Genomic DNA, 23,151 nt, shown 5'->3' with positions numbered 1-23,151 from the left:
TTCAAAGGTGAGCTTTCAATTCTGCGTATTCTTCTCTCGTCAAAGCAAAACGCGCGCCGAGCGCCGACGCTGCGGCCGTTTGACCGGTCTGACTATGTATTGACTTCTCCTGAATGCTGAATGGCAGGACAGCATTCGCATCGTCGAGGGCAAACGTTGGCTAAGCGCCTTGCGCACAATTCCCGGATTTCTGTCAAACTCCAGCGACTGGATAAACAACTAACATCAGGTCGGGGCAGTCGTCATTCGGCGGCCGTCCACACCCTCGTTCGGGGATTGTGGCAATGATTTCCTCGCGAGCTGGCGTTTAGCGCCCATCAAGCATTTCAATCCGAACGCGGCGGCAACCTCGCCGAGTGGCGATACGCGATGAGCCTTGATCGGCCAGTTAGATGGTGCTCAATGCAATATTCCGCGATATTGGTAGAATCCAATGTTTGGATGCTAAGCATCGAGATGATGAAAGCGCGGAGACATGCGCGGAAACCTATGCCGGAATCACTTGCGGAAGAGCCAGATGGTGCAATCCAACCGTCACTTGCAGGAGCAGATCGCTATAATCCGCCACTTCGACCAGAACATGCGAGGCCCAATCTGGAGCGGTTTCGCGCGTGGGCGGCGGGGGTGAGGGATGAATGGGACGAGGCGGCAGCTGCGACTTCATCGACTCAAATGTCGCTGCCTCACGGAAATTGAGCGGCGCATCAGGCGCATGAACGATCGAGGTGCCGTGATTTGAGGTCCGACCATCCAAAGACCCAAATCGACCGGCGTGCTCGAGGTCAAACTCAGGTGAAAGAATTTCGGAGCGCGCGAGGGTGCTTTTGACCTGAAAGACTGAATGGGGACCTTGCGTTAAGTTTCGCGTGCCAGCATCGCAGAAATATTTGTGCTGCTTGGTGGGTTTTCTCACATCACGTTGTGAACGATTACGAGCGAGTTTTTGCCGATCTGCTGCGGCATCGCAAGATGTGTAAGTAAGACAAATCGAATTCGGTCGCAGTAAGCGCCATCGTCGCTGCGAAGGCATCAGCATCTTCGGCGCTCGACAGGGGAGCGGTAAACCTTTGAAAGATGCCGTGTATGATCGTGAGTCGCTCATCAGATCAAAAAGGGGCAAGAACGTGCATGAGACCGGGCGGCCCAAGTCCCAGGGCGCGTGACAGAACGCTTCCGTTGAGATCAAATGGCTTCAGGAGTTTCCCAACGCCGCTATTGGGATCCTGTCTCTCGCGCCGCTTGCGCCCATCGCAGTAGTTGAGACCCTATTTTTTTGGATGTCCCGGCGGCTGATCGGCACGCTGGATGGCATTATGCGGCTCTGTAAGGCATGCCTGTATCAACGCGTTCGGAATCCTGCGCAACCGACCAGAAATCGATGGATTTCGGCGCAATTTGCGTTCTCGCTTCGCAATATCGTAGAGCTCTTCCGTTTAAAAAGATTTATCTACGCAGGGAGATTGCAAATGAAGGTCGGGGTTCCCAAGGAAATCAAGGCGCACTAATATCGCGTGGGCCTAACTCCTGGGACTGTGCGCGAGTATGTGGCTGCGGGCCACAGTGTCGTCGTAGAGACCGATGCCGGGGGGAGGCATTGGCGCAACAGACGACAATTACCGCAAGGCTGGCGCAACGATCCTGGACTCCGCGCACGAGGTGTTTGCATCGAGCGAGATGATCGTAAAGGTGAAGGAACCTCAGCCGTCCGAATGGACGCAATTGCGTGAGAACCAAATCCTGTTTACCTATCTGCATCTGGCGCCAGACCCGGAGCAGGCGAAGGGTCTCCTAAACTCTGAGTGCACCGCAATCGCCTACGAGACCGTGACGGATGCGCATGGCGGCCTTCCGCTGCTGGCGCCGATGAGTGAGGTCGCGGGCAGACTTGCGATCGAAGCGGCAGGTAGCGCCCTGAAGCGGTATACAGGGGGGCGCGGACTGCTGATAGGGGGTGTGCCCGGTGTACAGCCGGCCCGTATCGTCGTGATTGGAGGCGGCGTTGTTGGCACGCATGCGGCTCGCATGGCGGTCGGCTTGGGTGGCGAGGTCTCCATCATTGACCGATCGATACCTCGACTTCGCGAACTTGACGAGCTATTCGGCGGTCGCGTTCGAACCAGGTTTTCGACGATTGACTCCGTGGAGGATGAGGTCCTGGCGGCCGACGTGGTCATTGGTGCGGTGCTCGTTGCCGGAGCGAGCGCGCCAAAACTGGTCAGCCGTGGCATGTTGAGCTCGATGCGCAAAGGTGCGGTGATCGTCGATGTCGCTATCGATCAGGGTGGATGCTTCGAGACATCTCACCCGACGACCCACGCTGACCCAACTTACGAGGTAGACGGCGTCATTCACTACTGTGTGGCTAATATGCCCGGAGCCGTCCCGCTCACCTCAAGCCAGGCGTTGAACAACGCCACGCTGCCATTCGGTTTGGCTCTGGCCAATAAAGGCTTTTCCTCCGTACGCGAAAATCCGCACCTTCGCGCGGGCCTCAACGTCCATCGAGGCCGGCTAACTTATAGGGCCGTCGCCGAGAGTCTCGGTCTGCCCTTCTCACCGATCGATCAGGCTGCGGCCTGATCCCAGGGGCCCCAGGCGGGGCGTTTCCTCCCTGACTTGGGCCACTTCACTCGGAGTGGCCCATTTTTTTTGAAAGGCTCGCATCCATTCCTGCCTGCGTCCCAATCTGGTAGCGGTTAGCCCCGTCAGTCAAATAATCTAAGCCATTGATATTGCGTTAATAGTCTCTTGGCGCTCGGTCCCAAATTGATCCCCAAGCGTGTCAGTGCACGGCTAAGCGATGTTTGCGAATTCCGACGATCCGCCTGAAGCGATCTGGAGTTCGGCACCCATTTACATTCCCAGCCGGTCGGCTGGGGGCTGATTGCCCTCGGTCCGCGAGCTCACCGATAGCCTGCAGATTACTCTTGTTCCGCTTTTTCGATCAGCGTTTCAGTAATACGCCGCGACCGATGCGGATTGCCGCTCCGAACTGTTAATGAAGAGCATGAGCAACTCTTTTCCGGGTTCACGGTAGGCCACAAGACTTAAACTCGCCTGTTGCTTTGTGTCGGTGGCGTGCAACGTCGCCGCTGAACTCTCCTTCGAAAATCGGCGAAATGTTGCGTGCTGTTTGATGGCATTCATTCACTCGCCTCCGCTGAAAGCCTTCGATCTTGACGATCGGCACGTCGCCTAAGCGGCCCAGAGCCGATATACATAAGGTGCGCTCTCGAAGTGACGCTGATCCCGCGAAGCACCTCTCGAAGAGGGAAGTACCGCATCGAAATCAAGCGTCGATGCCGACTGTAGAGTCTGCGACACACTGTCGAAGCGGTGACATTCGACAGAAAATAACGGAGGTAAACCAAGCCTCCGTAGTGTGGCACGAGACTTGAAACAAAGAAGCCGTCCCGCATTTTCTGCCCATGGAATCGCAGTGATGACTTACAAGATAATCGCGTCCCAATGCACCGGCTGCGGAGCATGCGAGTTCGAATGTCCCAACGCCGCAATCAGCCTCAAGAACGATGTGTATGTGATCAATCCGACGAAGTGCACCCAATGCGAGGGACATTTCGACGCGCCACAATGCGCCGTTGTCTGCCCAGTCCCCGGCACCTGCGCGCCGGGATAGACGTGCAGCCGTTTGGCGGCACCGCGGTACGTGTGAGGATTGAGACGCTATTGGCGGCCAGTTCAGTGGTGGGTCGCCTGATCGGAACGCTTCCAGGCGCCGACCTGGTTGTGACTTGCGCGATATCCTTCGTGGCAAAGGAAACCCGCCGCAGCGTCGCCGGAACGGGTCAAAATGGTTCTCGCACGGGTGGAGCAGGCGATGTAGCTCTTCTTGAGACCGTTGAGCGCGTCCGGCGCATCGACGTCGACCAGTATCGATATGGGTTTGAGACGCTGATCGAGTCTGACAAGGCCCCCAAGGGGTTGTCGGAAGAGACCGTCCGCTTCATCTCCACGAAAACGAAGCCCGCCTGGATGCTGGAGTGGCGCCTGGAGGCGTCTCGAAGATCTCCGAGGATGTGTTGTTCTACTGCATCCAACGCGGGCTATACCAGGAGGAAGCCATTGGCCTCGTCGTCAACGGCTTCGCCAGGGATGTATTACAGAAATTACCGAGAAATCACTTGCGGGCTCAATCTCACCGTCAATCCGGGCGAGGTGCACGCGATCATGGGGCCGAACGGCTCCGGCAAGTCGACGCTGTCACACTTCATCGCAGGCAAGCCGGGCTATGAGATAACTTCCGGCCAAATCCTTTTGAAGGGCGAAGACCTGCTCGCGATGGAGCCGGACAAGCGCGTCGCCAATGGCGTATTTCTCGCCCTCCAATACCCCATAGAAATTCCAGGCGTCACCACGATGAACTTCCTGCGCGCGGCGCTCAACGCTTAGCGCAAGGCACGCGGCAAAGAGGAACTGTCCACGCCCGCAAGGTCGCCAAATCTCATAAGATTCGGCAGGAGACGCTGAAGCGAGGCGTCAATGTCGGTTTTTTCGGCGGTGAATAGAAGCGCAACGAGATCATGCAGATGGCCCTTCTCGAGCCAAGTCTGTGCCTCCTGGACGAAATCGATTCCGGTCTCGATATCGATGCGCTGCGCATTGCGGCCGACGGCGTCAAGAAGCTGCGCTTCGCCCAAGCGTGCGATGGTCGTGATCATCCATTATCAGCGGCTTCTGAACTATATCGTGCCGGATGTGGTGCACGTGATGTCTAAACGACGCGTTATGGAGAGCGGCGACAAGCAGCTCGCCCTGGAGCTCGCGTCTCCGGCCACGCCCAGTTCGAGGGGGGCGCCTGACGGCGCAAGAAATCTTTGGGATGAATTTGGATCTGACTAAGACGGACCCTGCAGTCACGACAGGCAACATCTTCGCGGCCGCTCGAGAACGACTGCCCGGCGCTGGCCGCGTAGCTGAAATCCGCGCGACGCTTTCGAGGCCTACAAACGTGCCGCGTTGCCGCATTCACGCATCGAGGATTGGAAATACACGGATCCGCGCATGCTGATGCCCGACGTGCTGCCGCTGGCCGCGCACCCAATGCGGCTTCGCTGGAGCGGGCAAAGACTGCGGTCGAGCGGGCGGCAGTCGAGGAGGCAATCAAGCTAGTGCTGGTCGATGGCATATTCGTACCTAGCCTATCTGATGCCGCCAAGCTCGGAAAGAAAGTCGATCTACGGACGCTAAAGTCGATCTGCGGACGCTGCACGCAGTTCTGGAGAACCCGGCGAATGGCGCGATGGCCAATCTTGTATTGTCGACTACAAGTGACGCGATGGTCTCACTTAATTCCGCGATGGCGACTGACGGTGTGGTGATTACGATCGCCGACCATGAGCGATGAGACGTCCGATCCAAATCATTCACGTTGCGCCCGGATCCGCGGCATCCAGCTTTACGCGCTGCTATCTGCACCTCGGGAATGGTGCGCACGCGAGCGTGGTAGAAAATTTTATCGCGGCCGACAGCACATGTGGCCATCGAGCCAACGATGCAATAATCGTCCTGGTTGGCAATCAGGCAGCCCTCTCATATCTTCGCATGGGAGCCGACGCGGCTGACGCCGTAAACGTCTCGTCCGGAATCATCGTAGTCAGTGCCAAGGCGAAACTCAATCTATTCAACATGACCCACGGTGGCGCCGTCAGTCGCTATCAAGTATTTGTCACATTGGCAGGTGAGGGGGCTGAACTCTCCGTCAACGGGCTCAACCTGCTCAAGCACACGCAGCACGCAGATGCCACACTCGTGGTCGACCACGCCTTTCCGCATTGCACCAGCCGGAACAATTTTCACGCCGTCGTCGATGACGACGGCCGCTCCGTGTTCCAGCGCCGAATCATCGTTCGCCCCCACGCGCGAAAGACCGACGCCAAGCTGACGACGCGCGCGCTGCTCTTGTCAGACCAATCCGAGGCCGACAATAAGCCCGAGTTCGAAATCTTTGCCGACGACGTGAGCTGCGCGCACGGCGCGACATCAGGCGCGCTGGACGAGAATCTGCTATTCTATCTGCGCGCTCGAGGTATATCCGAGAGAGATTCGCAGGCGCTATTGATTAAAGCGTTCCTCGCCGAGGGGATCGCAGATGGCAAATTGCGCGATATTGCGACGGCGCAAACTGAGGGCTGGCTCGAGGCGCGGCGATGAAAAGGATACGCTCGACTGGGTGGGGAGCTGTCTGCGCTTGCTCTGATGTCCGTGGCAAGCCGCTAGTTCACCTCGATAACACCGCAGCTGCGCAAAATTTGCAAGACGGTGGTCGATCGGACAAACTAAGCCTGCGCGTGCGAATATGCCAGTGGTACGTGGCCGCCTGCACTCACTCGAGAGCGCTGCGACAGTGGCCTATGGGGGCGTGGCAAGGTGGTACAATTCGCGCGACTTCTGGCGTACCAAGATGGTCAGGATCACGCCTGTCTAACGTGCTCGGCACCGTCCCGCCCGCATAGATGTGGTGAGCAGCGCGCGTGCTCGCCGCACCCCCTGCCGCTCGGTGGTTCGCAGGCAAGCGCCTATCTGGAATATCGTTGTACGCGACATTGATCCCGATTTTTATGTGATGACGGGCCAATTGTATGGTCCAACAGGCATCGATGTACCCTTACGGTAAGTATGCAGTTCTGACGTCGATGCCGGCTTAACAGGGGCGGTGAGACGATCCGTGAGGTCTCGCTTTGACGCGTCAGCTATGCTGGTCCCCCGTAGCGCCGGGCTAGGTGCGCAGCCGATGTGGAGGTGATGCGGTTGGGCGCTGTTGCGGACTACATCAACTCTATGGGCAAGGCAAAGATACGCAAACCCGAAGGCGCGCGGCTCGCCTACGGAGAGCTCGGCGGCTTCAGCCCGCTACGCATGATCGGGACGACGGTTGTAGGACGCGCTGGGAACTTGGCTCATGCCGCCCTGTCTCTGGTTCTCTTCGTTATGCGCGCCATCCAGCTCGGTCCGCCAGGTACCCACTACCGTAGAGAATTGCCGTGCAGCTCATAGCGTGGACCGCGCTTGTTCTGTTTCTAACATGGCGAACGGGGACTGATCTGCACGAGGCGAAACTGTCGCATTCACAACAACATTCGGTCGCTTCACGCGCTAACTGATTCCAAATCCGCTCGTTTCTGCGTTCACTCGGCGCTGGCATGCTCGTTGCAAAAGGCTTGACCGACTGCTCCCCATTCCAACAGGAAAGCTTCGAAGGACATCAGCATGAGCCTCGTAACGACCCAGAGCGCAGCGGAAATCAGAGCGCGAAACAAGGAGCTGATTGAGGAGACATTGAAAGTCTATCCGGAGAAGACCGCGAAGCGGCGCGCCAAGCACCTGAATGTTCACGAGTCGGGCAAATCGGACTGCGGGGTCAAGTCCAACCTAAAATCAATACCCGGCGTGATGACGATTCGGGGGTGCGCCTACGCGGGTTCCAAGGGCGTGGTCTGGGGACCTATCAAGGACATGGTCCATATCAGCCACGGCCCGGTCGGTTGTGGCCAGTATTCGTGGGGCTCGCGGCGCAATTATTACGTCGGCACCACGGGAATAGATACGTTCGTGACCTTACAGCTAACCTCCGATTTTCAGGAAAAGGATATCGTGTTCGGTGGGGACAAGAAGCTCATCAAACTCATTGACGAAATCCAGGAGCTGTTCCCGCTCAACAATGGCATCACCATCCAGTCGGAATGTCCGATCGGCCTGATCGGCGATGACATTGAGGCGGTGTCTAGAGCGAAATCTAATGAATATGACGGAAAGACCATCGTTCCGGTCCGTTGCGAAGGTTTTCGTGGCGTGTCGCAATCGCTCGGCCACCATATTGCCAACGACGCGGTGCGCGATTGGATTTTCGACAAGAATGGGCCCGACAGCAAGCCGGAGTTCGAGTCGACGCCTTATGATGTCGCGATCATCGGCGACTACAATATTGGCGGCGATGCTTGGTCGTCTCGGATTTTGCTGGAGGAAATGGGGCTACGCGTGATTGCGCAATGGTCCGGCGACGGATCACTGGCCGAGCTGGAGGCAACGCCCAAGGCAAAGCTTAACATTCTGCATTGCTACCGCTCGATGAACTACATCTCGCGCCACATGGAAGAGAAGTTCGGCATTCCCTGGTGCGAATACAATTTCTTCGGACCATCGAAGATCGCGGAATCGTTGCGCAAGATTGCGAGCTTTTTCGATGACAAAATCAAAGAGGGCGCCGAGCGGGTGATCGAGAAATACCAGCCGCTGGTAAATGCGGTGATCGCGAAATATCGGCCGCGCCTCCAAGGCAAGACTGTGATGTTGTTCGTCGGCGGACTGCGGCCTCGTCATGTGATCGGCGCGTATGAGGACCTCGGAATGGAAGTTATCGGCACTGGATATGAGTTCGGTCACAACGACGATTATCAGCGCACCGCCCAGCATTACGTGAAGGACAGCACGCTCATCTACGACGACCTCAATGGCTACGAGTTTGAGCGCTTCGTAGAGAAGCTCCAACCCGACCTGGTCGGGTCAGGTATCAAGGAAAAATACGTGTTCCAGAAGATGGGTGTGCCGTTCAGGCAAATGCACTCCTGGGACTATTCCGGTCCATATCACGGCTATGACGGTTTTGCGATCTTCGCGCGCGATATGGACATGGCCGTTAATTCACCAATCTGGAAGAAGGTGAAGGCGCCTTGGAAGGATGTCCCGAAGCCGAAGCTCTTAGCCGCAGAATGACGCAAGTAGGTGCGCTCTCAGCCGAGAGCCGTAGTCCACAGTAATCAAAACTATATCTAAAAGGGTGTTGCCAATGGCGCAGAGTGCAGAACACGTGCTCGATCACTTCGAACTGTTCCGCGGTCCGGAGTACCAGCAGATGCTGGCCAAAAAGAAAGCGTTCGAGAATCCCCGCGATCCGGCAGAGGTTGAACGCGTAAAAGAATGGACAAAAACGCCAGAGTATCGCGAAAAGAATTTTGCGAGGGAAGCGTTGACGATAAACCCGGCCAAGGCCTGCCAACCACTGGGCGCCGTATTCGCCTCAGTTGGTTTCGAGGGCACGCTGCCATTCGTGCACGGCTCTCAAGGCTGTGTCGCCTATTACCGCAGCCATCTGTCGCGGCACTTCAAGGAGCCGAGCTCGTGCGTCTCCTCTTCGATGACAGAGGACGCAGCGGTATTCGGCGGCCTTAACAACATGGTCGACGGGCTCGCCAACAGCTACAACATGTACAAGCCGAAGATGATTGCGGTCTCCACCACCTGTATGGCCGAGGTGATCGGGGACGACCTCAATGCCTTCATCAAGACGTCTAAGGAAAAGGGGGCTGTTCCGGCGGATTTCGACGTGCCATTTGCGCATACTCCGGCGTTCGTCGGCAGCCACATCACCGGCTATGACAATGCGCTCAAGGGCATCCTGGAGCATTTTTGGGACGGGAAGGCAGGAACAGCCCCGAAGCTTGAGCGCAAACCGAATGACAAGGTCAACTTCATTGGCGGCTTCGACGGCTATACCGTCGGCAATCTTCGTGAGATCAAACGCATCTTGGAATTAATGGGCGTCGAATATACCATCCTCGCCGACAATTCCGAAGTGTTTGATACACCGACAGACGGCGAGTTTCGGATGTATGACGGTGGCACTACACTCGACGAGGCCGCGAACGCGGTTCACGCCAAGGGGACGATCTCTATGCAACAGTGGTCCACGGAAAAAACGCTTCCGTTCATCGCCGACCATGGCCAAGATGTTCTAGCTTTCAATTACCCTATGGGCGTATCCGCAACGGATGACTTCCTGATGGCATTGTCGCTTCTCAGCGGCAAAGGCATCCCGGAAGAACTAGCGCGAGAGCGCGGCCGCTTGGTCGATGCGATGACTGACTCCAGCGCGCACATCCATGGCAAAAAATTCGCCATCTATGGCGATCCAGATCTCTGCTACGGGTTGGCCGCCTTCCTGCTCGAGCTCGGCGCCGAACCGATCCATGTGCTGTCTACAAACGGCAATAAGGCTTGGGAGGAGAAAACAAAGGCGCTATTGGCCGGCTCGACGTTTGGGCAGGACTGCAATGTGTATCCGGGGCGAGACCTTTGGCACATGCGCTCGCTCTTGTTCACCGAGCCTGTCGATTACCTGATTGGCAACACCTATGGCAAGTATTTGGAACGAGACACCGGCACGCCGCTGATTCGTATCGGCTTTCCTGTGTTTGATCGCCATCACCATCACCGTTCTCCAGTATGGGGCTATCAAGGCGGCATGAATGTGCTGGTGAAGATTCTCGACAAGATCTTCGACGAGATCGACAAGAAGACCAGCCTTCTCGGCAAGACCGACTATAGCTTTGACATCATTCGTTGATGGCGAACGATGCGGGTGTCATCGCCGGTTAGATCGGCGATGACACAACCCATGACGGATCGATTCTTTTGTAGATCGCTTCAGTTGACAGGAGAGGCGGATGAGTTCGCTACGGGCCACGGTCCGGAACATTTTCAACGAGCCGGGCTGCGCCAAGAATGGCAGCAAGCCGGAGAGTGAGCGCAAGAAGGGTTGTACCAAGCAGCTACAGCCGGGTGGCGCCGCCGGAGGTTGCGCTTTTGACGGCGCCAAGATAGCGCTGCAGCCGTTTACCGACGTCGCTCACTTGGTGCATGGTCCGATCGCTTGCGAAGGCAATTCGTGGGACAGTCGCAGTGCGGCGTCATCGGGCTCGAACCTGTGGCGCACGGCATTCACGACGGATATGAACGAAACGGATATCGTATTCGGGGGCGAAAAACGACTCTACAAGGCGATTAAGCAGATAATCGACAAATACGACCCGCCTGCCATCTTCGTCTACCAGACTTGCGTGCCAGCCATGATAGGCGACGATATCGACGCCGTCTGTAAGGCGGCTGCGGGAAAGTTTGGCAAACCGGTGATCCCCGTCAATTCGCCGGGGTTCGTCGGTTCAAAGAACCTCGGCAGCAAGCTCGCCGGCGAGGCCTTGCTCGAACATGTCATCGGAACCCAAGAGCCGGACGACACCACGGCTTACGACATCAATCTGATTGGGGAATACAATCTGTCCGGCGAGCTCTGGCAGATTAAACCTCTGTTTGAGGAACTTGGTATTCGCATCCTCTCCTGCATCTCAGGCGATGGCAAGTATCGCGAAGTCGCCTCGTCACACCGGGCCCGTGCCGCCATGATGGTGTGTTCAAAGTCTTTGATCAATGTCGCGCGTAAGATGGAGGAGCGATATGAGATCCCGTTTTTCGAAGGCTCGTTCTACGGCATTCAGGACTCCAGCGACTCTCTGCGAGAGATCGCACGACTGCTGGTGGGGCGCGGTGCACCCGATCATTTGATCGAGCGCACAGAGTCGGTGATCGCACGCGAGGAAGCGCGCGCTTGGACTGCAATCGAGCCATACAAGGCACGTTTCAACGGCAAGAAGGTCTTGTTGATTACCGGCGGCGTCAAGTCCTGGTCGGTCGTTGCCGCGCTACAGGAAGCCGGACTGGAATTGGTTGGGACCAGCGTAAAGAAGTCCACCAAGGAGGACAAAGATCGCATCAAGCAGCTTATGGGGCAGGATGCGCACATGATCGAGGACATGCCACCGCGAGAGATGTACAGAATACTGAAAGACGCGAAAGCGGACATCATGCTCTCGGGCGGTAAGTCGCAGTTCGTCGCGCTGAAAACGGCGACGCCCTGGCTCGACATCAACCAGGAGCGTTGCCACGCCTACATGGGCTACGTCGGAATGGTCAAGCTCGTCGAGGAGATTGACAAATCTCTGTCCAATCCGATGTGGGAGCAACTTCGCCGACCGACGCCCTGGAACGCCTTGGCGAGAGCGATGGTGAAGGTGCGCTCGCAGGCCATCGCTAGCATCTCCGACGAAGCGATCGGCGAGACGGCCCGCCGGGCCAAGAAGATCTGCGTCTGCAACACAGTTGATCTCGGCACAATCGAGGACGCGACTTGTTCACATGGTCTAACGAGCGTTGAAGCAGTCAGACAGCACACCAATGAGGCCGGTGGTTGCTGCAGCAGACGGATCGAGAATATTCTTCGTTCGCCGCCTGCCATGTTTCAGGCGGCGGAATAGGGGATGTCATGGCTATCCTCATGACGCCGAAGAAGGCTTGCGCCGTCAACCCGCTGAAGATGAGCCAGCCGATTGGCGGGGCATTCGCCTTCATGGGGCTGCGCGGGGCGATGCCGATTCTACACGGCCCTCAAGGGTGCACGTCCTTCGGGCTCACACTGTTTGTGCGGCATTTCAAGGAGGCGGTTCCCTTGCAGACCACGGCGATGACCGAGGTCACGACCGTACTCGGCGGCTACGAAAACCTCGATCAGGCTATACTTAATATCTTCAACCGCGCCAAACCAGAGATAATCGGTATCTGCTCGACGGGTGTAACGGAAACCAATGGCGACGATGTTGACGCCTACATTAAGCTTGTTCGCGAGAAGCATCCCCAACTCGCCAGATTGCCTCTGGTCTATGTATCGACGCCCGATTTCAAGGACGCGTTCCAGGATGGCTGGGAGAGGGCTGTTGCGCGGATGGTCGAGGTGCTAGTTGAGACGCCTTCGGTCGAGGCGCCGCGTGATCCAGCGCGGGTGAACGTTCTTCCTGGATGTCACCTGACGCCGGGTGATCTGGATGAGCTCCGAAACATCCTTGAAGATTTCGGCTTGCAGCCATCCTTCCTACCTGACGTTGCTGGATCGCTCGATGGGCATATCCCCGATGAGTTCACACCGACGACGATCGGCGGCATCGGGGTCGACGAAGTCGCGGCCATGGGCCGGGCAGGCTGGACTATTGCCATCGGTTCGCAGATGCGGCGAGCTGCAGAGGCAATGCAGGCCAAGACTGGCGTGCCATTTCGACTCTTTGAGCGACTGTGTGGTCTTATTCCCAACGATGAATTCATCGCCTTTCTGAGCGAGATCAGCGGCCGTTCAGTGCCGGCAAAATATCGGCGTCAGCGCGGGCAGCTCGCTGACGCGATGCTGGACGGGCATTTTCTTATCGGTGGTCGCAGGCTTGCAATAGGAGCCGAGCCGGACCTCTTGTTCGACCTGTCGAGCATGCTGCACGATATGGGCGTTCACGTGATCGCGGCCGTGACGACCACGCACTCGCCGGTGCTGGAGCGGGTCGAGACGCAGGAGGTGCTGATCGGCGACCTCGAGGATCTAGGAGAGCTGGCCAAGAACAAGAATTGCGATCTGCTCATCACGCATTCTCATGGCCGGCAAGCGGCGGCGCAGCTGAAAATTCCGTTCTATCGGGCCGGCTTTCCGATGTTCGATAGGGTAGGCGCAGGACACCATATATCGGTCGGCTATCGGGGCACGCGCGATCTGATCTTCGCCATCGCGAATCTCGTGATCGCGGACCGCGAGCAGAATCATAGGCCTACGCCAGATACTTGGCGGGACTCGAAACTGCTCTCGAGGACCGGGCGAACAGAGAGGTCAGTTGCATGAAAGTGGCGTTCGCTACCCAAGACTTGCAGCGTGTCGACGCGCATTTTGGTTGGGCCAGAAATATCGCAATCTATGACGTCGGGTCGGAGGGGTACGTATTTCTGAACGTCGTGGAATTTCAAGGCGATCTCAAGGAGGACGGCGACGAGGACAAGATCGTGCCGAAAATCGCGGCGATCAAAGGCTGCGCCATCCTCTATGTCGCAGCCATCGGAGGTTCCGCTGCCGCGCGGGTGGTAGCCAACAAGATCCATCCGATCAAAGTGAGCAAGCCTGAGAACATCCTGGTGCTGCTCGAAAGACTCAAGCGCGTACTGAAGGGAACGCCACCCCCCTGGCTACGCAAAGCCTTGGCTAAAGATCAAAAGCGCACTGATTTCGACGAGTGAGGATGACATAGTGGAGGCCGCAGACATAGTGCAACGAAACGGCGCGCTCGATGCGCCGATCGTCAAAGAGCTGGTCAAGCTTTGGCGCGCCCAAGCTTCGCATGGGACTTGGCAGAACAGGAGCGATATCGACCTGCTCGAACCTTATATCTTGCATAGGGAGAAACGACGCGAACTTCCGATCGTCGGCGATCCGGATCCCAATACGATCCAGCGGCTCGAAGTGTTCTTTAACGCGGTCTCGCTTTCGATCGAGAGGGCGACCGCGGTGATGATCCAGCCGGTGTTGACGATGCATCGTGAAGGCTTTGGTCGCATAGTGCTGATCGGCGGCCGGCTGATTGTAGTGAACAAGCAGCTACGCGATGTGCATCGCTTTGGCTTCGATAGTCTCGCAAAGCTTGCGAGCGAGGGTGACAAATATGTCAGGGAAGGCGAAAACATGATCAGGAAATTTCCCGACGTAGCGAATTATTGAGGATGCCTCATGAATGATCGTGAAGGACTGAAAGAAGACTTGAAGAAGCTTTCGGCAAGAGCGACGCAGGCCAAAATGGATCTACACGATCTCTCGGAGGAATTGCCCGTCAATTGGTCCTCGATCATGGCGGTGGCGCAGAAGGCGCATGATGCCTTCGATGAACTCGAGCGCAAGAGACGGGAACTAGATCAGCTGGAAGAGCCTAAAGGTCTTCAATCATGTCAGTTGTAGCGCGTGATGGTCGCCGTTGGACGCCGGACTACCTGAACTCAATTGATGCCAAGAAGTGCATCGGCTGCGGCCGCTGTTTTAAGGTATGTGGTCGTGATGTCATGACGCTGAAGGGGATCAGCGAGGAGGGCGAACTTGTCGATCTCGACGATGACGAGGACGATGAGATTGAGAAGAAGATGATGGTTATAAGTGACCAAGGCGCATGCATCGGCTGCGGTGCATGTGCCAGGGTTTGCCCGGCCAATTGTCAAACTCACGTTTCGGCAGAAGCGAAGGCGGTGTGAAGGGCGCCTAAATCCAAGAGCAGTTCCTGTCGACGTCTACCTCATTCCGGCCAATTGTCTTCGGCAATATCGTTGTCCCGCTGATCTCCAATGAGAGTGTGCCTGCCTCCTGCGTTTTCGCGATCGGGATCGAGCAGCCGTCCCATGGATCTGCGAGCAGATGGGGCAGGGAGAGTTGTCAGAGCGTGGCAGCTAGCTCGCCTATTAGTGGCGTGGACGCGCGGCCAGCCATAGCCGGATGGATGCGAGTTGGACGAAGGCAAGGTAGTCTCCCGCAAGCCTGTCGTAACGCGTCGCCACACGACGACATTGTTTGATCCTGTTGAAGAACCGTTCGACCTGGTTGCGAGCGCGATAAAGGTGATCGGATTGCTGCGATTGCTTTTCGCGGGGATGTTGGCCTACGCCCCCTTTTTCATGGCCAGCTCTCTTATCCGGTCGGCGTCATAGCCACGGTCGGCAAGCAGCATTGACCCGCGCTTCAGGCGAGAGAGCAGTTTTCCGGCAAGTCGAACGTCGTGGGTCTTGCCGGGGCTCAACGCCAACCGTACCGGCAAACCATTGCTCGACGACCGCGTGGATTTTACTCGTCAAGCCGCCGCGTGACGTTCCCATCGATTGGCGCCGATTCCTGGTGATGTAGGCTCCATGCTGATGCACGCAGGACACGTCGGTCGTTCACCCGAGGAACGCCACGCGGCTTGTTAGGCAGCATCGGCCTTATGGCAATCCATTCATCGTCGGCGAGTTCGTAGCGCATGGTTCGAGCCCCCTGTTTGGGAGTTTGAATCACGGGCCGGCCTACTGCAACGCCTCTGGCTGGGCCCCGGTTCGGCGCTTACGGGCAGAAGCGAACATCAACCTGCCGACAATCCCTGATGAACGTCGAAAATGACCCAAACCTGACATCACTTAACCCATCAAATCCGCAAGAGTCCGAGTTCGTATTCAAAAAGGCTCATCGTACGGCAACCCTTGCGAGGCTCTTCGGTCCTGCCGATGAGGCGCTATTATAGCTATAAGCTGACAAAAGTATGGGTCTTCTAGAGTATCATTGCGCATCAAATCAGATCAGTTCCGCACAGCTTCTCGCGGTGCAGACGAGTGATCTCCATTGTAGATCTCAGGAGTACTCATCTGCTCGTCGAAAACGCGGGCTATATTTTTCTGGAAGATCAGCTTAGGCGAGACGGCGATCGCGGCTGTGATCTCGCGGTTGCCCTTGCAGCTATGGACCTCCTGCTGGGGGCGAGCTCCAAACGCGCCGGACTGTCCTCCAGATTGGTGCCGCCGAACGCCGGCTTCAGCCGCGGCGCCGGTCTCGACCAGCGATCGATAAGCTCGACGTTGATCTTGATGTCAAACGCGTCGACACCGGCGAACTCTTTGAAGCGTGCTGCCTTGCCTTCCATAGCGGGCTTTAGGTAGCGAGCCGATACTGCCAAGGCAGAGCACGCGGTCCCCGTTCTTGGCTCTCGCTGCGGTCCGCGGCAACATCAGGCGAATGGGCCAGCGCCAGGTTGCGTTGATTGGCAAGTGGCGTGATGAGCCTGGATCTCGAGCTTACCGGGCCGTGACAGACCGTGATAGGCGAGTGCTGCGTTGTTGAGTTCTTCAGACGATGACATAGGCTCCCCCTTGGATCCATGACGTGCGTCGGCGGACAAACTTCGTTGTTCGCGCGGATTCACCTATCGTGCTTGGCCTAGCTGTTAGTGGTTGTGCTTACGAACTCGATGCAATGGATTGTCCAACAGATGGAGGGATTCTTGCATGACGGATCGAAGGACAATCAATGAAGGCGTTGGTCATGAACGAGCAATGGATAGAACCAGCTATCGCCTATGCGATCTGTCGGTTCGATGGCATTCCAAGCCGCCGGGCGATGGGCTTCCATCTGATGATCGTCGATGAGGACGGCAGCCGAAGGCCCTGGTCCATCGTCGTGGTCCGCTGGGGCAAGAAGGTGCTTGGCTACGTCAACGAATGCCCGCACAACAACGTCAACTTAGACTGGGAACGTAACGAGTTCCTGGATCCGTACGGCATGCGGCTGATGTGCGGAAAGCACGGCTCAACCTTCGAGCTCGGCACTGGCCGCTGCATCGAAGGTCCATGTAAGGGCAGAGATCTTATGCCCGTCGCGCTGACAGTTCTCGATGGCGACATCTGTGTCGTTGGCGTGCGGCTTGTTGAGGACGATCCTTCTTGTAATATCTGAACCGGTGTTTAGACAGGCCGATTCTCGTTGCGGTTTTTCACTGGCCCCATTCTCGTCAGAACTTCTTCGTAAGAGATCTGGTCATAGGAGGAAACGTCTAGGGTCTTCGCCGCGTCAAGCAAATAATCGAGCTTGCCGCCCGCGTCTTGACTCTTGATATCGTTTTTATTGACCCCCACCAGGTCCATCATCTCCTTCCACACCGTGGATTCGTCGCATGGAAGAACGCGGAAGGTGATCTTACCAAGCTTGGTTCGGTACTTCGCCAACAGGTCTATGTTGTTGCAGAACATGAAGTAGCTGCCATCCGGGCTTAGCGCTGCGCCAAGGACATCTGCGACGTCGGCAAGATAGGCAAATGAGTGCAGATAGCCGGCCAGAATCGGGATGGTGCTTTCGCCCTCCTGCGCGATCGTCAACACTTGCTCGATCGAATAGGCTGGCGGCCGTTTCTCATCCGCGACCTGAATCTGGAATTTCAGTGCGATGTCGCCGCGAAAGCCGAACCGGCCCGGCTTCGTGGTCCCGCCTTTGAATACGGCGTTGAGCAAGCGCCCCTCCGCCTCAAGTCGGCCCAGTGCGGTGTTCTCGATTGAAGTCATCAAAACATCCTTGATCTAAACTCTTTACCGACGCCTTGGCCGGTGTGACACGCAATGCAAATTGCTTGCCGTCGCATGCGCGAGGGCTTTCCCGCGTAGCTCTAACGAGAACACGCAAGCATGGTGCGACATTCTCAAGGAGCGTTGTCAGGAACTCGACACAAGCTCGAGAGCCAACAGGTGAGCGTCGAAAAAGTCAGCACTTTCAGGGCATGTGCGAAGTGGCATGTCCCTTGCCAAGCGGTTGATCGAGTACAACCCAGATGAGAGCCGACTATGATCAATCTGACCGATAGCGCAGTGAATGCGCTCAAGAGCGCTATTTCAGTGTCGGCCCAGCCGGCAAGCGGCGTGCGCATCGCAGTCGAAGCAAGCCGTTGCGCCGAGTTCAAATACAAAATGGGTCTGGCCGGTCAGGCAGAACCCGCCGACACAGTAATCGAACGTGACGGGCTCAAGGTGTTCGTCGACAATAAGAGTCATCAGCATCTGGTGGGCACGACTATCGATTTCGTGGTGGCGCTGGAGGGCTCGGGCTTCACCTTCGACAATCCAAACGCAAAGTCGTGCTGCTCCTGCGGAAAATCCTTCAGCCAATGACGGGACGAACCGCAGCGTGCTGGCGAGCGCGAAAAACGACTGAAGCCGGGGCCGACCGGGAGCAGATCATTCGCGCCGTAATCGGGAAGAGCCGCCGGAATCTGCAGCGCGAGGGTGGCGAGGGCCAATCGACGGCAGCAGGGATCATGACGTCAGAAGGCTTTCAGGCGCGGCTGGTTAAAACCGGTGAATTCGTTCGGCCTGATCCGGGTGGCCAGCGCAATCAAGGCTCTGGATTGAGGGAGTATTAAGTGCCGATTTATCTCGACAACAATGCGACGACACGGACAGATCCATCAGTCGTACAAGCCATGTTGCCGTTCTTCTGCGAGCGGTTCGGCAATGCCTCCTCGGCCCATGCGTTGGGCAGAGAGGGGGCAGACGCCGTGAAGCAGGCGCGTCGCAGCTTGCAGCGATTGTTAGGCAGCGCGCATGATCACGAAATAGTCTTCACATCCGGCGGGAGCGAGGCCAATAACACGGCCATTCTTTCTGCGCTCGCGACCCAGCATGGCCGCGACGAGATCGTCACCACCTCCGTCGAGCATTCCGCCGTCCTTGCGTTGGTCGAGCAGTTGGCGGCAACGAGCGTCAAGACCCACGTGATCCCCGTAGATTCGCGCGGCCGGCTCGACATCGAGGCGTTTCGATGCACGCTCGGGCCACATACTGCCATTGTGTCTGTCATGTGGGCCAACAACGAGACCGGCACGATTTTTCCAGTGGAGTTTCTAGCTCGGTTGACGCGAGAGGCGGGCGCGCTGTTTCATACGGATGCGGTGCAAGCCGTAGGCAAGCTGCCCATCGACCTGAAGGACAGTGCCATCGACATGCTGTCGCTGTCCGGACACAAACTGCATGGTCCCAAGGGGGTCGGCGCGCTCTATTTGCGCAAAGGCACAAAATTCAGGCCGCTGATCTGGGGCGGATCACAGGAACGGCGCCGGCGTGGCGGAACCGAGAATGTCCCCGGCATCGTCGGTCTTGGAAAAGCTGCAGAGCTTGCGGCGCAGAGGGTCGATCCGGATCGCCTTCGCATTGGCGCATTGCGCGACCGCCTCGAGCTGGCGATTTTAGATCAGGCCGACTGCATGGTGCTTGGCGATATCAGTAACCGGCTACCAAACACGACAAATATCGCCTTTAGACATCTCGAAGGCGAAGCAATTCTGTATCATCTCAAACGTGCGGGCATTGCCGCTTCGCTCGGATCGGCCTGCGGTTGCCGCTCAATCGAGCCATCGCACGTCCTGCGCGCCATGGGCTTGCCGGAGGAGAGCATGCACGGGGCGGTGCGCTTGTCCCTGTCGCGTGAGACAACCCTCGAAGAGGTCGACCAGGTCGTCTCCGTACTGTCAAAGATCGTGGCTCAGCTGCGGGCCAACTCGCGGGAGCATGCGAAACCGTCCAGCATGCATCGCGGTCCAGGGAATTGACCTGATGAAAATCATGATTCGCCGCTCTCCCGATGTGGGCCTTTCGATTTACGTGCCGAAGAAAGATCTCGAAGAGCCGATCGTGGAATCCGAGTATGAGACGCTTTGGGGCGGTTGGATTAAAATTGCCAATGGCTGGGTGCTCGATCTGCCCGAGATGGCGAGCGACACGCCGCTGCCGATCACAATAAGTGCGAGGAAGCGTGGGGAAGACAGGGACGACCGATGAAGGCGCTCCCGCAAATTGAGTTTGTCAATAGAGCCGACGCGGAGCCGATTCTTGCTGGTCTCGCGGCTAGGATGAGGTCCGGCAGCATTGTTCCGTATCTCGGACACTGGCCTCGCCGAGTTGTTCGAACCCGATGAGCCAATAAGACACAAGGCCTTGGCCGCCTTCTTTCTCGAGCAAGGTTACGCTGCCGCGCCGGGCAAAGGCAACGGCTTCGCGTCGGCGCAGTATGTCGAGAGCAACATGCATCGCTCCACCGCGACAGCATTGATGGCGCAGGCGTTCGCTTTCCCGGTGGAGCGCCGCCAATGCAGCATCATCTCGCATCCTTGCCTCTGCCGATGATCGTCGACCCCTAGTACGACGGCGCGATGCGCTCGGCCCTCGGCACGTGTGACGGATGGTGTGAAGTGCGAGGCATCGCGCGTTCCGACATCCACGACGATCGCTGGTATCACGATGCGGCGGATTAGGAGGTTAGTGATGCCTCTGCGGCCCATTGGCCTCATGTGCTGTACAAGCCAGATGGCGGCACGTGCCGTTCAAGAACTTCCTGATTACTGATGCTGATTGTCTTGAGGTGCTGATTGAAATCGATCCAGACTCCGATTCCCGATATCATCAAGGAAAGGCGGAACGGGTGGCGTTTCCTACTCATCGGCTGTCGCTTCAACGACCAGCTATTACGTAGTTATGCGCGGCAGACCACCAAGCGCTCGGCCAACGTCCATTACGCGATCGTCAATCCGGAAGTGCTCTCGCCCAACGAACTTTGCTTTCTGGTCGAGCATCGCCTGACACCGCTCGCGATAGGGCTCCTGCGCGCGATGGAGATATTGCTTGCCAACGAACGTCGCAAAACCGACTGCCACCCGGTCCGCTAATGGGAAGAAGTCGCATCGCAAGCGACCGGTGCGGGTTGGGAGGATTCCACGCGAACTCATTGAGACCGTGACGGCCGTGTCTGTCAAAAATGGCCATGCCTGTCGCATTTGCGACGTATGAACCATCGTTGGGGCGTTCAGAACTGTGTGGATCGCTTCAGCTAACTCATTCACGTAGCAGAAATGCCATCGCCTCCGAGGTGGCACGCGAGTTGCTAACTGTCTTTTTGTGGTCGCTCGGGCTGGTCGCTCTGGGGACAGCCTGCAAGAGAGAACTGAAATGAACGCTGTTGCCGGAAGCGGAGAATATGTCATGGATGCTGAGGATAGCGGCGAGATGCGGGTCATTGCCGATTATAAGGGGTGCCAAAGCTCTCCGAAAAATGGCAAGGGGAGCTGCGGGTCACAGGCTGGCCAAGGCGATCTGCCGTCCGAAATCTGGCATAAAGTTAAGAACCATCCCTGCTATAGCGAGGAAGCTCATCATCATTACGCTCGCATGCATGTCGGGGTTGCGCCGGCTTGCAATATTCAGTGCAACTACTGCAATCGCAAATACGACTGCGCCAACGAATCGCGTCCGGGTGTCGTTAGTGAGAAGCTCACTCCTGAGCAGGCGGTCAAAAAGATGCTCGCTGTCGCCACGAGAATTCCACAGCTGACTGTGCTCGGCATCGCCGGCCCCGGCGACGCTTTGGCCAATCCAAAAAATACATTCAAGACGTTCGAACTCATCGCCAGGGCGGCGCCCGACATCCAGTTGTGTCTATCAACGAACGGGTTGGACCTGCCGGATCATGTCGACACGATATCCCGCTACAAAATCGACCACGTCACCATCACCATCAACATGATCGATCCCGAAATCGGTGCCAGGATATATCCGTGGATTTTCTTCAACCACAAGCGCTACTCCGGAATCGAAGCTGCAAAAATACTCACCATTCGTCAACTGCAGGGTCTCGAGATGCTCACGCAGCGGGGTGTCCTGTGCAAGATCAATTCAGTGATGATTCCCGGCATCAACGACCAGCACCTCATCGAGGTCAATAAGGCAGTGAAGTCGCGCGGCGCCTTCCTGCACAATATCATGCCACTGATCTCCGCGCCCGAGCACGGCACAGCATTCGGTCTCAAAGGCCAGCGAGGTCCGACGGCGCAGGAATTGAAGGCGCTTCAGGATGCTTGTGAAGGTCAGATAAACATGATGCGGCATTGCCGCCAGTGCCGCGCTGATGCTGTCGGCCTGCTCGGCGAGGATCGCAGCGGCGAGTTCACGACAGAGAAGGTGATGGCCATGGACGTTCAATATGACCTCGAAGCGCGCAAGGTTTATCAGGCCAGGATTGAGGATGAGCGTGCGGCGAACATCGCGACAAGTGAGGAGCTAGCGGAACTCGCTGGCGAGATGAGCGAAATCAACCTTCTAGCCGCGGTCGCAACCAAAGGCTCGGGCCTCATCAATGAGCATTTTGGGCATGCTAGGGAATTCCACGTGTACGAAATCTCGACGTCCGGCGTCAAACTCGTCGGGCACCGCCGCGTCGACGTTTACTGTCAGGGCGAATATGGCGAGGAGGATCGGCTCGCGAGCATCATCCGCGCCATCAACGACTGCCATGCTGTATTCGTGGCCAAGATCGGTGGCTGCCCAAGAGACATTCTGATCAACGCTGGGATCGAGCCGGTTGATCAATACGCACATGGCTCCATCGAGAAGTCGGCGATCGGCTGGTTCCGGGACTATCTCCATAAAATCAAAAGCGGTGAGATCCTGCACGTCAAGCGCGGCGAAGCCGCGATCCCGCAAGAACTACTGATCTCGGTCGCGTGAGAGGTTGTATCTATGCCATTCAAGATCATCGCCTCGCAATGCACGAGTTGCTCGGCTTGTGAACCCTTATGCCCGAACGTTGCAATCTGGGAGAAGGCCGGAAACTTCGTGATTAAACCAAATAAGTGCACCGAATGCATCGGCGATTTTCACGAGCCGCAGTGTGTCGCTGTCTGTCCAGTTGAAAACACCTGCGTTATCGACACATCAGTGCCGCGGTCCCAGGCGTCTGCCTAAAAGGGATGTGCTCGTGAACTTCAAGCCGAGCTCCGTCGCTGGAAACTCGCGATTATCGCCGTGTGCATTGCTGGCGCCGCTTCGCGCCGCGTCGACCTGGCTGGCTGATGAATGATGAGGCCAATGAGGTTCGCTACATGATGGCAGGACGTATGCGGCTACTTGCCAGGATGAACGACCCCGACACCTCCGTGCACCTCGAGATCGCGCAGCGACTTT

20 protein-coding genes and 7 pseudogenes are annotated in these 23,151 nt (G+C 57.2%); 22 read left to right on the top strand and 5 right to left on the bottom strand.

Annotated features, from left to right (window positions below; translation table 11 throughout):
• Positions 1 to 487: 487 nt before the first annotated feature.
• The gene (locus tag AC629_RS45095) at positions 488 to 1,036 is read right to left on the bottom strand and encodes a hypothetical protein (RefSeq protein WP_143198479.1); all 549 of its coding nucleotides are present in this window, start codon (positions 1,034 to 1,036) and stop codon (positions 488 to 490) included.
• Positions 1,037 to 1,511: 475 nt separating this feature from the next.
• On the opposite strand from AC629_RS45095, the pseudogene ald reads away from it, so the two are divergent.
• Positions 1,512 to 2,580: pseudogene (ald, locus tag AC629_RS08485) on the top strand (alanine dehydrogenase).
• Between the two features lie 372 nt (positions 2,581 to 2,952).
• On the opposite strand, the gene AC629_RS08480 reads toward ald, so the two are convergent.
• Complete coding sequence (locus AC629_RS08480; protein ID WP_074122451.1) at positions 2,953 to 3,147, bottom strand: hypothetical protein; 195 nt, start codon at positions 3,145 to 3,147, stop codon at positions 2,953 to 2,955.
• A 295-nt stretch (positions 3,148 to 3,442) separates the two neighbouring features.
• Here AC629_RS08480 and AC629_RS08475 point away from each other — a divergent pair, with 295 nt between their 5' ends.
• From AC629_RS08475 to fdxB, 12 genes and pseudogenes are all read left to right on the top strand, one after another.
• Entirely contained in the window at positions 3,443 to 3,637 is a 195-nt protein-coding gene (locus tag AC629_RS08475) for a 4Fe-4S binding protein (RefSeq protein WP_074122450.1), read from the top strand.
• Between the two features lie 239 nt (positions 3,638 to 3,876).
• Positions 3,877 to 4,026, top strand: a pseudogene (locus AC629_RS45090) (Fe-S cluster assembly protein SufB); the annotation flags it as partial.
• Positions 4,027 to 4,113: 87 nt separating this feature from the next.
• Positions 4,114 to 4,820 (top strand): annotated as a pseudogene (gene sufC / locus AC629_RS08470) (Fe-S cluster assembly ATPase SufC).
• A 20-nt stretch (positions 4,821 to 4,840) separates the two neighbouring features.
• Positions 4,841 to 6,171, top strand: a pseudogene (gene sufD, locus AC629_RS50475) (Fe-S cluster assembly protein SufD).
• Between the two features lie 1,056 nt (positions 6,172 to 7,227).
• Positions 7,228 to 8,730 (top strand): nitrogenase molybdenum-iron protein alpha chain, encoded by a 1,503-nt coding sequence (nifD, locus tag AC629_RS08455; protein WP_074122449.1) that lies wholly within the window; start codon positions 7,228 to 7,230, stop codon positions 8,728 to 8,730.
• Between the two features lie 73 nt (positions 8,731 to 8,803).
• Positions 8,804 to 10,360: a nitrogenase molybdenum-iron protein subunit beta gene (gene nifK, locus AC629_RS08450; protein WP_084804211.1), complete on the top strand. Its 1,557-nt coding sequence runs from the start codon at positions 8,804 to 8,806 to the stop codon at positions 10,358 to 10,360.
• 100 nt (positions 10,361 to 10,460) lie between these two features.
• Complete coding sequence (nifE, locus tag AC629_RS08445; protein ID WP_074122447.1) at positions 10,461 to 12,104, top strand: nitrogenase iron-molybdenum cofactor biosynthesis protein NifE; 1,644 nt, start codon at positions 10,461 to 10,463, stop codon at positions 12,102 to 12,104.
• 8 nt (positions 12,105 to 12,112) lie between these two features.
• Positions 12,113 to 13,501: a nitrogenase iron-molybdenum cofactor biosynthesis protein NifN gene (gene nifN, locus AC629_RS08440; RefSeq protein WP_074122446.1), complete on the top strand. Its 1,389-nt coding sequence runs from the start codon at positions 12,113 to 12,115 to the stop codon at positions 13,499 to 13,501.
• Complete coding sequence (nifX, locus tag AC629_RS08435) at positions 13,498 to 13,890, top strand: nitrogen fixation protein NifX (protein ID WP_074122445.1); 393 nt, start codon at positions 13,498 to 13,500, stop codon at positions 13,888 to 13,890. Before nifN ends, nifX begins: the two co-directional genes overlap by 4 nt.
• Positions 13,891 to 13,900: 10 nt before the next feature.
• Entirely contained in the window at positions 13,901 to 14,368 is a 468-nt protein-coding gene (locus tag AC629_RS08430) for a NifX-associated nitrogen fixation protein (RefSeq protein WP_502691557.1), read from the top strand.
• A gap of 9 nt (positions 14,369 to 14,377) precedes the next feature.
• On the top strand, positions 14,378 to 14,602 hold the full coding sequence (locus tag AC629_RS08425; RefSeq protein ID WP_074122443.1) for a CCE_0567 family metalloprotein: 225 nt from the start codon (positions 14,378 to 14,380) through the stop codon (positions 14,600 to 14,602).
• Positions 14,590 to 14,889 (top strand): ferredoxin III, nif-specific, encoded by a 300-nt coding sequence (gene fdxB / locus AC629_RS08420; protein ID WP_074122442.1) that lies wholly within the window; start codon positions 14,590 to 14,592, stop codon positions 14,887 to 14,889. The genes AC629_RS08425 and fdxB overlap by 13 nt, the downstream gene beginning before the upstream one ends.
• A 204-nt stretch (positions 14,890 to 15,093) precedes the next feature.
• Here the strand turns inward: fdxB and AC629_RS48445 are convergent.
• Positions 15,094 to 15,428: pseudogene (locus tag AC629_RS48445) on the bottom strand (transposase).
• Between the two features lie 511 nt (positions 15,429 to 15,939).
• On the opposite strand from AC629_RS48445, the pseudogene AC629_RS50470 reads away from it, so the two are divergent.
• A pseudogene (locus AC629_RS50470) lies at positions 15,940 to 16,080 on the top strand (hypothetical protein); the annotation flags it as partial.
• A gap of 80 nt (positions 16,081 to 16,160) precedes the next feature.
• Here AC629_RS50470 and AC629_RS48435 read toward each other — a convergent pair.
• Positions 16,161 to 16,517: pseudogene (locus tag AC629_RS48435) on the bottom strand (NADP-dependent malic enzyme); the annotation flags it as partial.
• Positions 16,518 to 16,684: 167 nt separating this feature from the next.
• On the opposite strand from AC629_RS48435, the gene AC629_RS08405 reads away from it, so the two are divergent.
• Entirely contained in the window at positions 16,685 to 17,110 is a 426-nt protein-coding gene (locus tag AC629_RS08405; RefSeq protein ID WP_502691498.1) for a Rieske (2Fe-2S) protein, read from the top strand.
• An 8-nt stretch (positions 17,111 to 17,118) separates the two neighbouring features.
• Here AC629_RS08405 and AC629_RS08400 read toward each other — a convergent pair whose 3' ends face one another.
• Positions 17,119 to 17,712 (bottom strand): hypothetical protein, encoded by a 594-nt coding sequence (locus AC629_RS08400; protein ID WP_074117087.1) that lies wholly within the window; start codon positions 17,710 to 17,712, stop codon positions 17,119 to 17,121.
• A gap of 276 nt (positions 17,713 to 17,988) precedes the next feature.
• Between AC629_RS08400 and AC629_RS08395 the strand changes: the two genes are divergently transcribed.
• The 7 genes from AC629_RS08395 to AC629_RS08365 all read left to right on the top strand — a co-directional run bounded on the left by AC629_RS08395 (position 17,989) and on the right by AC629_RS08365 (position 22,932).
• Positions 17,989 to 18,312: a HesB/IscA family protein gene (locus AC629_RS08395; protein ID WP_074117086.1), complete on the top strand. Its 324-nt coding sequence runs from the start codon at positions 17,989 to 17,991 to the stop codon at positions 18,310 to 18,312.
• Positions 18,313 to 18,563: 251 nt separating this feature from the next.
• Positions 18,564 to 19,748: a cysteine desulfurase NifS gene (gene nifS, locus AC629_RS08385; protein WP_074117085.1), complete on the top strand. Its 1,185-nt coding sequence runs from the start codon at positions 18,564 to 18,566 to the stop codon at positions 19,746 to 19,748.
• A gap of 4 nt (positions 19,749 to 19,752) precedes the next feature.
• Positions 19,753 to 19,977, top strand: coding sequence for a putative nitrogen fixation protein NifT (gene nifT, locus AC629_RS08380; protein ID WP_074117084.1), 225 nt, complete (start codon positions 19,753 to 19,755; stop codon positions 19,975 to 19,977).
• 156 nt (positions 19,978 to 20,133) lie between these two features.
• A complete protein-coding gene (locus AC629_RS48430) occupies positions 20,134 to 20,322 on the top strand; it encodes a hypothetical protein (protein WP_245330248.1) in 189 nt (62 codons plus the stop codon).
• Between the two features lie 242 nt (positions 20,323 to 20,564).
• Positions 20,565 to 20,861, top strand: a complete 297-nt coding sequence (locus AC629_RS48425) for an SIR2 family protein (RefSeq protein WP_245330247.1) — start codon at positions 20,565 to 20,567, stop codon at positions 20,859 to 20,861.
• A 280-nt stretch (positions 20,862 to 21,141) separates the two neighbouring features.
• The gene (nifB, locus tag AC629_RS08370) at positions 21,142 to 22,695 is read left to right on the top strand and encodes a nitrogenase cofactor biosynthesis protein NifB (RefSeq protein ID WP_074117083.1); all 1,554 of its coding nucleotides are present in this window, start codon (positions 21,142 to 21,144) and stop codon (positions 22,693 to 22,695) included.
• A gap of 12 nt (positions 22,696 to 22,707) precedes the next feature.
• Positions 22,708 to 22,932: a 4Fe-4S binding protein gene (locus tag AC629_RS08365; protein ID WP_074117082.1), complete on the top strand. Its 225-nt coding sequence runs from the start codon at positions 22,708 to 22,710 to the stop codon at positions 22,930 to 22,932.
• The last annotated feature ends 219 nt before the right edge of the window (positions 22,933 to 23,151 follow it).

Origin of the sequence: Bradyrhizobium sp. NAS80.1, assembly GCF_001908205.1 — a bacterium.
GTDB lineage: Bacteria > Pseudomonadota > Alphaproteobacteria > Rhizobiales > Xanthobacteraceae > Bradyrhizobium.
This window is presented reverse-complemented; position numbering and strand designations above follow the sequence as displayed.